The following is a 12583-nucleotide window of genomic DNA, read 5'->3' as shown; positions in this document are numbered from 1 at the left end:
CTTCGTGACTCGTCGTTCGCTTGTCAGTCGGCCAGATGGACGTCGAAAAGGTCCTCGGGTCCCGGCAGATCGGTGAGATGGAGCGGGTCCAGTTCCCAGTTCTTGTTCTTGCAGGTGAGCGTCGGCAGCACATCGCCCCCGGCGTTCGCGCCGGGGAGTTGGAACGTACACAGCGACTCGATCACGGCGGTGGCATGGGTCTTCGAGTACGTGCTCTCCGTACCCGGAACGATGGAGTCCCCCACCGGCTTGTCGGTCTCGACCGCGACCAGATAGCCCGGGAGAATCCCCGACTGCGGCGGTCCGCAACTGGTCACGTGGGCGTCGTTCTGCCCCGCGAGTTGGCCGGCACGCCCGCACGAATCAGCGAGTCCCGCCACATTGCCCTTGAAGATGTCCTGCCACTTGGTCGGATCGAGTACGTCCTTCAGCCACTCGTCTGCAAGTTGGTCCCGGGTGTCCTGGGCCGCCGCGAGCGCTGCCGCATCGGCGGCCGTCTGGGCGCCGCTCCGGTTCACCGCGGCCTGGCCGACCGCGACATAGGCGAACGCGAGGAAGAGCAGGCCTGCCACCACCGTGATGTAGATGGGGAAGGCCTGCCCTGCGTCGCTGTAGTACCTACGCGGCCGCATCAGCCGCCGGTGATGTTGCCGATCTGGGTGTTGATCGCGTCGAGGATCGTCGTTCCGATGCTCGTGCCGGTGATCGCCAGCACGATGGCCACGACCACCGCGATGATGCCCAGGTACTCCACCGCGGTCTGGCCCTTGTCGTTGCGGGCGGCTCGGGTCTGAAGGTACGTCACGGTGCTGTTGATCCAGTTGCTCATGGTGTTCCCCTCCGAGTGACGCGTTACCGGCATCCTCGTCGCCGGTGCCGCTTTCGACACGACAAAGGTATGCCCCAACTTCCGGTTCGCAAGAGGGTCCCAGGGCCCAATCCCGGGCCCAATCGATGTTCCGTCGCGTCGTCACGAGTCACCCCAGGCCTCGGGCCGAACCCGGCGCCGTGCCCAGCCACTTGGCGGCGGCCTCGGAGCGGCTGGTGCTGTGGAGTTTGGCGAAGATGCGGTTGATGTGGTTCTTGACGGTCTTCTCGGAGATGAAGCAGGTGGCGGCGATCTGCTGGTTGTTCATGCCGGACGCGATGTGGTCCATGATCTCCGCCTCCCTCGCGCTCAGTTGGAACCGTGACCTGTCCGGAGCGGGCGTCGCCCGACGGCCACTCTCCCATCCAGACGTCGACTGTCCCATACTTGGTTGCAGTTGCGAAAGGTTTTCTGCAGAAGTTAGTACTGGAAGGGGAGTTGAGGGCGTGAAGCCGTGTGCGTTTGCACTTAGTTGATCCTCGTAGGAGCCCAGGCCCTCCGGCAGTGACGGGCCTGCCTGCCCCTGCCGCAGCTGTGCCAGCAGCGCTCCCGCCGCCGACGGCGTGAAGTGGGCCCTGCCCTGCTTGATGTCCCGTACGGCGGCCACGAGTTCGTCCGCCGTGAACTCACCGTGGACCAGGTAGCCGCCCGCCCCTCGGCGCAGCGCCTCCTGGACGATCTCCGACTCCCTGCTGTACGTGAGCATCACGACCGGGGCGATCTGCACCAGGTAGGGAAGGGCCGAGATGCCGTCCACGCCCGGCATGCGTACGTCCAGGAGGACGACGTCGGGGCGGTGGTGGTGGGCCACCTCGTACGCCTCCCGGCCGTCCGCCGCCTCCGCCACGACCGTGATGTCCGCGCGGCCCGACAACAGTGCCGTCAGGCCGGCCCGGACCACCGGGTTGTCGTCGGCCACCACGACACGGAGGGGCGAAGTCGGGGTGGGCTGCGGGAAGTTCGCGAACGGGTTCGGTGGCGGCTGCGGAGCGCCGGGGTGGGGCGTCGTCTGGTCCGGCATGGCTGCCTCCTCTCGGGTCGTCGGTGTGGGGGATGGGTGGGGGGATGGAGCGTTTGTCATGTCTTTGCTGTTGTCAGGGCTCCCAGCGGGAGTTCCAGGCGGACCTCCGTGCCCTTGGGGTGGCCGCCTCGGCCGATGCGGATGCGGGCGCCCACCGAGGCCGCTCGTTCGACCATGCCGACCAGGCCGAAGTGGCCTGCCCTGCGCAGCTGTTCGAGGGTGGTGCCGGGGGGCAGGCCGCGGCCGTCGTCGTAGACGCTGATGCGGAGGAGGTTGTCGTGGACTCCGGCCCGGACGTCGACCTTCGTGGGGGTCGCGTGGCGGTGGGCGTTCTCCATCGCTTCCGTCGCGATGGTGAGGAGTTGGCGGGCCACCGCGGGCGGGACCGGCGGTACGCCGTGGTCGCCCGTCGGGCGGTAGGTGGTGGGCAGGCCGGTCCTGGTGTTGAAGTCCCTTGTGCGGGCGGCCAGTTCGACGAGTACGTCCGTTCCCTCGTCCGGGTCGGACTCGCGCCGTAGGTCCGCCAGGAGTTCGCGGGATTCTGCCGCTGCCCTGCGCGCTGAGCGGGCCACCAACTCCGCCTGTTGTCGGATCAGGGTCGGGTTCATGCGGTCCGCGCTCGCCGAGCCTGCCAGGCCGTCCGCCGCCAGGGCCACGCCGTGCAGGGTCTTCGCCACCGAGTCGTGCAACTCGCGGGCCAGGCGCGCCCGTTCGGCCCCTACCGCCTCCGTCACGGCGAGCCGGGCCTGGACCGTCGTCAAGGCGGTCGTGGCCTCGCCGAAGCGGAGCATCAGGTTGCGCAGGGTCACGCCCACCGCGCCGGTGATCACGCACAGGCCGGGGAGCAGGGAGGCTTCCGCCACGCTTTTGTGGGCGTCCGCCGCGGCGGTCTGGGCCAGCAGCAGGATCACGGCCTGGAGGGCGGCGAAGCAGCCGGCGCCTCGCCAGCCGTAGACGATGCCGGCGAGCAGGGGGGTGCAGACGCTGACGTAGGCGAGCGTGCTCGTGGGCCCTGCCGAGATGAGGAGGAGGGAGCCGAAGAGGGTGTCCACGGCCAGGAGGGAGGGGTGGCGTAGGAGCAGGGGGCCGAAGCGTTCCCAGTCGCGGAACAGGACGTAGGAGGCCATGAAGGTGACCACTACGGCTGCGCCTACCAGGCGGGTGGCTACGCCGGGGTTGGCGTTGAGCAGGGCGGAGGGGGCGGCGAGGGCGATCATGGCGAGGCGGAAGCCGAAGACCTGCCTGCACATCGCCTGTAGGGCGCTGATCTGGATGGGGAGGGCCACCACTTCCCGGCCTTCGGCCGGGATCTTGTTCCCACCCGCAGCACCCGTTGCGCTTTCGTTGTCGGGTGCGGGTGGCCCCTGTGGGGCTTCCTCGCCGTCGGCGGCCTTCCGGTCCGTGCCCGGCTGTACCGGAATTCCCGGCAGCCTCGGTGCCGTGGAACCCGTAGAACCCGCCCTCACCCACCCCGGTGGCAGCGCCGGCGTCACCGACGTGACCGGTATGTCGGACGCGCCCGAGCGCACGTGGTCCGGCAGGACGGTTCCCGCCGGTGGGGTCGTGATCTCCGCCGGTCTGGGGCGCCGTCGTAGCAGTCCCGTTCGTTCGTCCGTCGTCGCCATCGCTCTCGTCACCCCCGTCCCTACTTGCCCGTGATCGAGCTGAAGTCCGTGCCGGAGCCGAGGAGCAGGCCCGCGCCGAGGAGGAGCATCGTCGCCGGGACCATGAACGTGGTGATCATCATGGTCGCCTTGGGGACCGCACGAGCCGCCTTCCGCCGCGCGTTCTGCGCGTCCGTGCGGCGCATGTCCTTCGCCAGGGACACCAGCGTGTCGACGATCGGCGCGCCCAGTTCCTCGCCCTGCTGCAACGCCGTGACGAACATGGCTACTTGCTCGCTGTCGTTGCGGCGGCGCAGTTCGGCGAAAGCTGCTCGGCGGCTCATGCCGAGGTCCATCTGCCTTAGCGTGATGCGGAGTTCGTCCGCCCACGGGCCCTCGTACTTCGACGCCACTCGGTCGAGCGCCTGGCGGAAGCCCAACCCCGCGCTCACCACCACCGCGAGGACGTCGAGGAAGTCGGGCAGGGTCCGTTCGATGACGTCCCTGCGGATGCGGATCGCCGACCAGATGCCGACCTCCGTCCAGAACGCGCCGAAGGCGAACAGGATCAGGGCGAGGAGGTAGTTGCCCTTGAGCAGGAAGATCAGGCCGCCGAAGCCGCCGAGGAAGCCGTAGACCGCGCGGCGGGCCGCGTAGCGGTCGATGGTCAGGCCGCCGGGGTTGCCCGCGAGGTCTATCTTGCGGCGGTACTTGGCGACCTGCTTGGGGCCCATGAGGCGGAGGACCATCGGGGCGTAGCGCATGCCCATGCGGTCGACGAGGGAGTCGACCGCGCCCGTGCGGGTCGAGCCGACCTCAAGGGCCAGGACGAGGTCGGTCGGTAGTTTCGCGTCCGCGCGGTACATGCGGATGCCCGCAAAGATGCCCCAGACGCTGAGGCCCATGACCAGGCCGAGTACGAGTGCCGTCATCAGGTCTCCCCCTCTCAGACGTCAATGCGGGACAGGCGGCGGATGAGGATGAAGCCGACCGCGTACAGCCCGAACGCGATGATCACGCAGGCCTGGCCGATCGGGGAGCCCGTCATGCGGTCCAGGGCGCCGGGTTTCACGCCGTTCATCAGGAAGAGGGCGCCCACGCCCATCACCGGAACGGCGTACGACGTCATGTTGACCTGGGCGAGCTGGGTGCGGACCTCGCGTCGGGTCTCCTTGCGTTCCTCCAGGGTCTCCGTGAGGTTGCGCAGGGCGCTGACCACCTGGCCGCCCGCTCGGTTCGAGAGCACCAATGTGGTGACCAGGACGACGAGTTCGCGGGACGGGAGGCGGTCCGCCAGCTCGCCCAGCGCCTCGTCCATGGAGGCGCCGACCGCCAACTGGTTGGCCACCTTGGCGAGTTCCTCCCCGGCCGGTGCCTCCAGCTCCTCCGCCGCCATGCTGATCGACGTGCGCAGCGCGAGGCCGGCGTGGGTGGCGTTGGCCATGATGCGGGCCAGTTCGGGGAGTTGGTTGATGAACTTCTCGATGCGTTTCTGGCGCTGCCAGTTGAGGAACTGGATCGCCACGCCGATGCCCAACAGCCCGGCGATCGGGCCGAAGAAGGGCGCCAGGGAGGCCTGGCCGATCAGCCAGAGGGCCGCCACCGTGGCCAGCATGTAGACGAAGAACTCGCCCGGCGTCATGTCCAGACCCGTTGCCGCCAGGCGGAGTTCGAGCTTTCGGCCGAGGCGGGTGCGGCGCAGCCGGCGGTCCAGGGTGCGGAAGCGGCGGGCGCGGCCGAGCGGGATCTGGCCGGTCGACGACAGCCGGTCGACCAGGGCCGCGCGCTGCGCCTTGCCCGTGGCGTAGGCGTGCACGCCGGCGACGCCCAGCACGCAGGTCAGCAGGGTGACGCCGGTGGTGAGCGTGACGATCGTCTGGAGATCCATGGGGTCGGTCCCTACCTACTGGCTTCTCGGAGGGCTAGCTGTTCTGCGGTGTGGGCGACGCCGAAGGCCTGCGGCAGGGGCTGGCTCGCCATGTAGAGGCGGTCGGCGGTGCGGCGGGAGAGCGGGAAGTACTCGAAGACGCCGTAGACCCGGCCGTCGGCGGAGATGGGCTGGGGGCTGAAGCGGGCCACCGTCGCCAGCCGGTACGGCTCGCTGCCGTGGCTGTCGAGGAGGGCGATCTCGGTGATGCGGCGGGCGCCGTCGGCGAAGCGGGTGAGCTGGATGATGACGTCGACGGCGCTGTTGATCTGGTCGTGGAGGGCCTCGAAGGGGATCTCCACCTCGGACATGGACGCCAGGGTCTTCAGGCGCATCAGCGCGTCCTCGGCGCTGTTGGCGTGGACGGTGGCGAGGGAGCCGTCGTGGCCCGTGGACATCGCCTGGAGCATGTCGAGGGATTCGCCGCCTCGGACCTCTCCTACGACGATCCGGTCGGGGCGCATGCGGAGCGAGTTGCGGACGAGGTCGCGGATCGTGACCTGGCCCTTGCCTTCCACGTTCGGCGGGCGTGCCTCCAGGCGGATCACGTGCGACTGCTGGAGCTGGAGTTCGGCGGAGTCCTCGATGGTGATGATGCGTTCGGTCTCCGGGATGAGGCCGGAGAGCGCGTTGAGGAGGGTGGTCTTCCCGGTGCCGGTCGCGCCGGACACGATGATGTTGAACTTCGCGTGCACCAGGCCCGCGAGGAGATACAGCATGTGCTCGTCCAGCGAGCCGAAGCCGACCATCTCCTGGAGCGTGAAGGAGCGCGGGAAGCGGCGGATGGTGAGCGTGGCGCCGGTCAACGACAGGGGCGGGATGATCACGTTGACGCGCTCGCCGGACGGCAGCCGCGCGTCGACCATCGGATTCGACTCGTCCACGCGGCGGTTGACCGTCGACACGATCCGCTCGATGGTCTGCATCAGCTGGTCGTGGGAGGGGAAGCGGAGCGGCAACTGCTCGACCCGGCCGCCGCGTTCGACGAAGATCGCGTCCGGGCCGTTCACCATGATCTCGGTGATCGACGCGTCTTCGAGGAGCGGTTCGAGGATGCCGAGGCCGAGCGCCTCGTCGACGACCCGGCGGATCAGCTGCGAACGCTCGACCGTCGAGAGGACCGGGCCCTCACGGCTGATGATGTGCCCGAGCACCCGCTCCAGCCGGGCCCGTCGCTCGGCGGCGGCCAGCGCGCTCATCTCCGCGAGGTCGATCTCCTCCAGGAGCTTGGCGCGGTACGAGGCGACCATGTGGCCGTCCTCGCCCCGATGGCCGTTCTCCTCGGGATGGTTGACTCGTTCCCGCAGACCCATGAGTCCTGTGCTCCTTGCTCCGCGTTCAGTGGTCGAGCGGCATGGTGGCCGTCTTGCTGGCGTCCCCGAAGTCGTGGCCGGGGATGACGGACGGGATGTGGACGGAGGCGGTGACGGTGACCGTGTCGACGCCGAACGAGGCCGGACAGCTGGTGACCGTGAGCCGGGCGCTGATCGCGTCACTGCACGCGGGCTGGGCGCCCTGGCGGAGCGAGGCGCTGCGCGCGCCCGCCCTGGCCGCCGTCCCCGCCTGCTCCGCGGCGTAGGCGATCAGCCCCAGCTGTACGGCGGCCAGGGTGACGAGGATCAGGATCGGGATGAACCCGAGGTACTCGATGGCGACCTGTCCGCGGTCGCGCGCCCTGCGGTCGTGGGACATCTCAGTTCGTCGCCTCCTCTACGGCGCCCGCGTGGGCGTGCACCGTGAAGGGGAAGGCGATCGAGCCCGGGAAGAGGACGGGCACGCTGAGCGTGACGTCGGCCGTGACGAACCCCGTGCCCCCGCACTTCACCTCGGCGTTCCCCCTCCACGCGGCGGACAGCTTGCTGAGGCCCGCCTGTTCGCAGGCGGCCTGCCGCTGGTCGCGCGTCGCCGCCGTCCCCGCCCGCACCGCCTCGTCCGCAGCATTCCCCGCGAGCGTGTACGTGTACCCCACCAGCACGAACTGCCACATCAACACCAGTGTCAGGATGATCAGGGGGGTCATGCCGAGGAACTCGATGGTGACCTGGCCCCGGTCTCCCCTCAGGACGGACATCAAAGGCATAGAAGGCACACGCATCCCCCTCACTCCCTACGCCGCCGGAAACTCAGCGAGCCGCGGTCGCCGCCGCCTCGCGACCGGCCGCCCTTCTGGGCGACCTCGGGGACCTTGACCAGTCCCAGTTCGCCCGCGAGACCCCAGAGGGCCTGCTTGACCACGCTCCTGTTGTCGAGTTCGTGGAGGCGGCCCGCGTCCACCGCGCCCTGGAGTTCCTTGAAGTTGGCGGGGATCGCGGTGGCGGCGACCGCCGTGCCGGTGATCCGCTGGATGAGGGCGGGCTGGATCTCCGTGCCGCGCGTGTGCCGGTTGACGACGATCGTCGTCTCCTCGGCCTTGCGGATCTGCAGCCGGTCCCACATGCGGACGGTGCGCTTCGCGGCGCGTACGGCGACCACGTCCGGGGTGGTGAACAGCAGTGCCGTGTCGGCCATTTCGACGGCCGCCGCGCTCGCGCCGCTCATCTGGGCGCCGCAGTCGATGACGACGACCTCGTAGCGGGAGCGCAAGGCGCTGACGATCTGGCGGGCGGCCCGGTCGGTGACCTCCTCGCCGCGTTCGCCCTCGCCGGGGGCCAGCAGCAGCGCGAGGCCCGTGTCGTGCCGGAACACGGCGTCGGCCAGGACGCGCGGGGAGATGTCGGTGATCGCGGCGAGGTCGACGACGGAACGGCGGAACTGGACGTCCAGGAAGGAGGCGATGTCACCGGTCTGGAGGTCCATGTCGACGAGCGCGACGCTACGGCCCGACGCCTGTGCGGCGAGGGCGAGTTGGATGGCGGCGAGGGTCGCGCCGACGCCGCCCTTGGCGCCGCTGACCGTGACGACGGTGCCGCCGACGCCGGTGAACACGTCGCCGCCGTGGCCCAGATGACGCCGTACGCCCACGGACCAGGCGGCGACGGCCTGGACGCGGTTGGCCAACTCCTCGTAGCTCAGCGGCAGGGCGATCAGGCCGCGGGCGCCGGAGTCCATGGCGGCCTGGAAGAGGCCGGGGCTGGCGTCCGTGGTGACGAGGATGACGCCCACCGCGGGGAAGCGCAGCGCGACCTCGCGGACCAGCTCCAACGCGGGGACGGGACCGATGCGTTCATGCACCACCACGACCTCGGGCAGCTCGTCGACGGACTCGGCGGCGAGCCGGGCCAGGGTGTCGATGAGCTGCGTCGAGTCGGCCACCGGAGCCACCGGGTCGGCGTCCGGGAGCTGGCTGAGCAGGGTCGTGATGGCGCGGATGGCGTCCGCGTCACCGACGGCCGGGAGAATCCTGGTGGGCATGCGGGCCTCTCACTTGTCCGTCGTGAGTTCGTACGTCCGGTCCTTGTCGGGCACGGTCGTAGCGCTGCCGGGTGCCACCAGCGCGAGCCGGACCCGCTCGGCGAACGACTCGGCGTAGGTGATCCGTTGGGCGTCGAGCGTGGAGAGCGCGAAGGTGATCGGCACGGCGTTGGTGGACTGCTGCTGGTTCTTGTCGCTGTTGCTGCCGGGGTCGAGGGCGGTGATGTGGCCGACGTCGATGACCTTCGCGTTGGTCACGATGATCTTGGACTGGTCGGGGTCGCCCACCTTCTGGCCCGCGAAGGTGGCGTACACGTTGACCGTGGAACCCGGGGTGATCTTGCCGGCGACGCCGGTCGCCGCGTCGATCATGATGGCGACCTCCTGCTGCCCGGGCTGGAGGGCCGGCTGGTCGACGATCATGTCGGTCTGCAGCAGGGAGCCCTCGCGCAGGGTGGTCACGGCGATCTTGCCCGCGATCTGGCGGAGGTCGGTCACGGCGTTGTCCGAGAGCCACCGCTTGGGCATCTCGATCTTCTTGAACTGGGCCGTGGTGAGGGTGGTGTACGGCGCCACGTCGGTCTTGAGCTGGTACGCCGTGACCTCGGGGCCGACCTTGGACTTCACGTCGCTGATGACGGAGAGGACGCCGGCGAACGCGCCGAGGGCGCAGAGGACCGACAGGAGCAGGAGTATCACGCCGCGGCGCTGACGGGAGTTCATGAACCGTACAACCTCATTGGGGATATCGGTCGAGCGGAAATGAGCGGATCGAGCGGGATCGAACCGGGTCGAGCGGATCGTGTGCTGTAAGCGTGTCCTGTGAGTTGAGGACTTATCCGGCGGATGTTTGGTTCTCATGAACCGGCGGTGTCGCGGAGCAGAAGACACAACGGTCGCCGATGACGTCGATGCCGCACCAGTGGCACACGGACTGCCGTACAGAGGTGACCAGTTGGTACAGCACCGACAGATCGGGCAGATACGTACAGAACTCGATCAACTTGCTCGTACCCCACCAACTCACCGATTCCGCGGGCAAGGTGGCCTCGCGCAGTCCCATCGCGTTCCACGCCGGGGCGAGGGTGGTACCGATCCAGTCGGACTGCAGCTGACCCTTGGCTACCAGCATCCAGGTGCCGAACTCCGGCCCGTCGAGGGTGGCTTCGGGGCCGACCCTGACGAGCTGCGGCTCGGGGTGGGCGATCACCGCGAACTGAGTGCCGGGCACCCAGGACTTGGCGTGCGACTTGAGGCCGACGGGGACGCGGTCCAGTTTGGTGACCGAGCCGAGGACCGCGCCGGCGTGGATGTAGTGCGTGAGCAGCCGGCCGGCCGAGGCGAGCACCCCGGGACTGAGGTCGCAGGACGCGAGCTGCCTCAACTGGCGGGCCAGCACGGCGAGTCCGAGCGGGGGCAGATTCGGACGGAACAGGGCGATCCGGTCGGTCTCCAGGATGGACCGGATGGTGTGCAGCCGTCGGTCGACACCCTCGGACACGGCATGCGAGGACACGACGACGACATGCCCGTGCTGGTCGATCAGGGCCTGCATCTCCGACAGCGCCTGGTCCAGCGGTCGTTGATCCAGGTCCCGCAGTACGACCGCGGGCAGGGTCCGTTCGTCCTGTGGCGGCAGCGCCATGTCGGCGCTGGTCACGGCAATGGCAGTTGGCACGCGCAGCTCCCCGTCTCACGCCTGTCGGCTTGCCGGTATTACTCCGGCACGCCGAGTTGACTTCACTGCGTGACTACCTCAGCACTGTATCCACGCCTCTGTGACCGGAGAACAGCGTTTCTGTAGCTGTGCCGCAACTGTCATTGCGCACAACACGCCAAAACGGGGCAGGTCGAGCAGCTGATCGCGGCCGGAGGGTCAAAACCGCCGCCGGGGAAGTTGGTCTGGACCTCTTGACATCAGGATTGGTCTGGACCAACTCTGGACTCCCAGCGGTGGCCACCGTCTTCACAGTCCCCTCCAACTCCCCCACCGGAGGCATCAGTGGACCGCGCACCAGCCATGCCCAGAAACAGACGCCTGTGGGCCGGGGTCGCCATGGCCGCCCTCGCCCTCTCCTTCGCGGGCACCGGCCAGGCGTCCGCCGCCGACATCAACAACGCCAAAAACGCCGGCTTCGAGTCGGGCCTGACCAACTGGACCTGTACGGCGGGCAGCGGCACGACCGTCTCGTCCCCGGTGCACAGCGGCGCGGCGGCCCTGAAGGCCACACCGGCCGGGCAGGACAACGCCCAGTGCAGCGAGTCGGTGGCGGTCAAGCCCAACTCGACGTACACGCTGAGCGCCTGGGTGCAGGGCGGCTACTCCTACCTCGGCGTGACGGGCACGGGCACGACGGACGTCTCGACCTGGACGCCCGACACCTCCGCCTGGAAGCAGTTGTCGACGACGTTCACGACGGGCGCCTCGACGTCGTCCGTCACGGTGTACACGCACGGCTGGTACGGACAGGCCGCGTACTACGCGGACGACATCTCGGTCTACGGCCCCGACGGCGGCGGTGGCAGCGACCCGGCCCCGACGGTCCCGGCGACACCCACGGGCGTGAGCGTGTCCTCCACGACCTCCTCCTCCGTCTCCCTGGCCTGGAGCGCGGTGTCGGGAGCCACGGGCTACAACATCTACCGCGACGGCACGAAGATCACGGCGGTGACGGGAACGTCCGCGACCATCACGGGACTTGCGGCTTCGACGTCGTACTCCTTCCAGGTCACGGCGACCAACTCGGCCGGTGAGTCCGGGAAGTCGTCGGCGGTGACGGGCACGACGACGGCGTCGGGCGGCAACGGCAGTACGGGTCTGCCGAAGCACGCGGTGACCGGCTACTGGCAGAACTTCAACAACGGCGCGACCGTGCAGAAGATCTCGGCCGTCTCCTCCCAGTACGACATCATCGCGGTGGCCTTCGCGGACGCGACCTCGACTCCGGGCGCGGTCTCCTTCACGCTCGACTCGTCCGGCCTCGGCGGCTACACGGTCGACCAGTTCAAGGCGGACATCGCGGCCAAGCACGCGGCCGGCAAGAAGGTCGTCATCTCGATCGGCGGCCAGAACGGCACGATCTCGGTGAGCGACTCGACGTCCGCGACGAACTTCGCCAACTCCGTCTACTCCCTGATGCAGACGTACGGCTTCGACGGCGTCGACATCGACCTGGAGAACGGCATCAACGCGACGTACATGACGCAGGCGTTGAGGTCCCTGTCCTCGAAGGCGGGCTCGTCGCTCGTCATCACGATGGCCCCCCAGACCATCGACATGCAGTCGACGTCGAACGCGTACTTCCAGACGGCCCTGAACATCAAGGACATCCTCACGGTCGTCAACATGCAGTACTACAACAGCGGCACGATGCTGGGCTGCGACGGCAAGGTCTACGGCCAGGGCACGGTCGACTTCCTGACAGCACTGGCCTGCATCCAGCTCCAGGGCGGCCTGTCCCCCTCCCAGGTGGGCCTGGGCCTCCCGGCCTCGACCAGCGCGGCCGGCAGCGGCTACGTCTCCCCCACCATCGTGAACAACGCCCTCGACTGCCTGACAGCCGGCACCAACTGCGGCACCTTCAAGCCGTCGAAGACGTACCCCGACCTGCGGGGCGCGATGACATGGTCGACGAACTGGGATGCCGCCGCGGGCAGTTCGTGGTCGAACTCGGTGGGAGCGCATGTGCACGCGCTGCCGTAACACCACCCGGTGAACGAGTGGGGGAGTGGGACTCGACCGTGTAGCCCTGAAGGCTCTGCATGGTCAGGCTCACGGTGACGGTAGCCGGGGGGTAGTCGCCGGTCGGCCC

At 68.9% G+C, this 12583-nt stretch carries 13 protein-coding genes; 1 reads left to right on the top strand and 12 read right to left on the bottom strand.

Going from position 1 to position 12583, the window contains the following annotated elements:
• Positions 1-23: 23 nt before the first annotated feature.
• From AB0I69_RS43240 to AB0I69_RS43185, 12 genes are all read right to left on the bottom strand, one after another.
• Positions 24-632 carry a pilus assembly protein TadG-related protein gene (locus tag AB0I69_RS43240; RefSeq protein ID WP_363101311.1) on the bottom strand — a complete coding sequence of 203 codons (609 nt, stop codon included), beginning with the start codon at positions 630-632 and terminating at the stop codon, positions 24-26.
• Positions 632-829 carry a hypothetical protein gene (locus tag AB0I69_RS43235; RefSeq protein ID WP_363101310.1) on the bottom strand — a complete coding sequence of 66 codons (198 nt, stop codon included), beginning with the start codon at positions 827-829 and terminating at the stop codon, positions 632-634. The genes AB0I69_RS43240 and AB0I69_RS43235 overlap by 1 nt, the downstream gene beginning before the upstream one ends.
• A gap of 148 nt (positions 830-977) precedes the next feature.
• The gene (locus AB0I69_RS43230; RefSeq protein WP_363101309.1) at positions 978-1889 is read right to left on the bottom strand and encodes a response regulator transcription factor; all 912 of its coding nucleotides are present in this window, start codon (positions 1887-1889) and stop codon (positions 978-980) included.
• 56 nt (positions 1890-1945) lie between these two features.
• Positions 1946-3514: a histidine kinase gene (locus AB0I69_RS43225; protein ID WP_363101308.1), complete on the bottom strand. Its 1569-nt coding sequence runs from the start codon at positions 3512-3514 to the stop codon at positions 1946-1948.
• A 20-nt stretch (positions 3515-3534) separates the two neighbouring features.
• Positions 3535-4425, bottom strand: coding sequence for a DUF5936 domain-containing protein (locus tag AB0I69_RS43220; RefSeq protein ID WP_363101307.1), 891 nt, complete (start codon positions 4423-4425; stop codon positions 3535-3537).
• A gap of 14 nt (positions 4426-4439) precedes the next feature.
• Positions 4440-5381 (bottom strand): type II secretion system F family protein, encoded by a 942-nt coding sequence (locus AB0I69_RS43215; RefSeq protein WP_363101306.1) that lies wholly within the window; start codon positions 5379-5381, stop codon positions 4440-4442.
• Positions 5382-5392: 11 nt separating this feature from the next.
• Positions 5393-6733, bottom strand: coding sequence for a CpaF family protein (locus tag AB0I69_RS43210; RefSeq protein ID WP_363101305.1), 1341 nt, complete (start codon positions 6731-6733; stop codon positions 5393-5395).
• Between the two features lie 25 nt (positions 6734-6758).
• Positions 6759-7112 carry a TadE/TadG family type IV pilus assembly protein gene (locus AB0I69_RS43205; protein WP_363101304.1) on the bottom strand — a complete coding sequence of 118 codons (354 nt, stop codon included), beginning with the start codon at positions 7110-7112 and terminating at the stop codon, positions 6759-6761.
• A 1-nt stretch (position 7113) separates the two neighbouring features.
• A complete protein-coding gene (locus tag AB0I69_RS43200; protein ID WP_363101303.1) occupies positions 7114-7491 on the bottom strand; it encodes a TadE family protein in 378 nt (125 codons plus the stop codon).
• A gap of 29 nt (positions 7492-7520) precedes the next feature.
• The gene (locus AB0I69_RS43195; RefSeq protein ID WP_363101302.1) at positions 7521-8771 is read right to left on the bottom strand and encodes an AAA family ATPase; all 1251 of its coding nucleotides are present in this window, start codon (positions 8769-8771) and stop codon (positions 7521-7523) included.
• Positions 8772-8780: 9 nt separating this feature from the next.
• Positions 8781-9494, bottom strand: a complete 714-nt coding sequence (gene cpaB / locus AB0I69_RS43190) for a Flp pilus assembly protein CpaB (RefSeq protein ID WP_363101301.1) — start codon at positions 9492-9494, stop codon at positions 8781-8783.
• 112 nt (positions 9495-9606) lie between these two features.
• Positions 9607-10416, bottom strand: coding sequence for a hypothetical protein (locus AB0I69_RS43185; protein WP_363101395.1), 810 nt, complete (start codon positions 10414-10416; stop codon positions 9607-9609).
• 375 nt (positions 10417-10791) lie between these two features.
• On the opposite strand from AB0I69_RS43185, the gene AB0I69_RS43180 reads away from it, so the two are divergent.
• On the top strand, positions 10792-12474 hold the full coding sequence (locus tag AB0I69_RS43180; RefSeq protein ID WP_363101300.1) for a glycoside hydrolase family 18 protein: 1683 nt from the start codon (positions 10792-10794) through the stop codon (positions 12472-12474).
• Positions 12475-12583 lie beyond the last annotated feature (109 nt).

Origin of the sequence: Streptomyces sp. NPDC050508 (assembly GCF_040655155.1) — a bacterium.
Lineage (GTDB): Bacteria > Actinomycetota > Actinomycetes > Streptomycetales > Streptomycetaceae > Streptomyces.
Note: the sequence above shows the minus strand (reverse complement) of the source record. Positions and strands in the feature narration are given on the sequence as shown.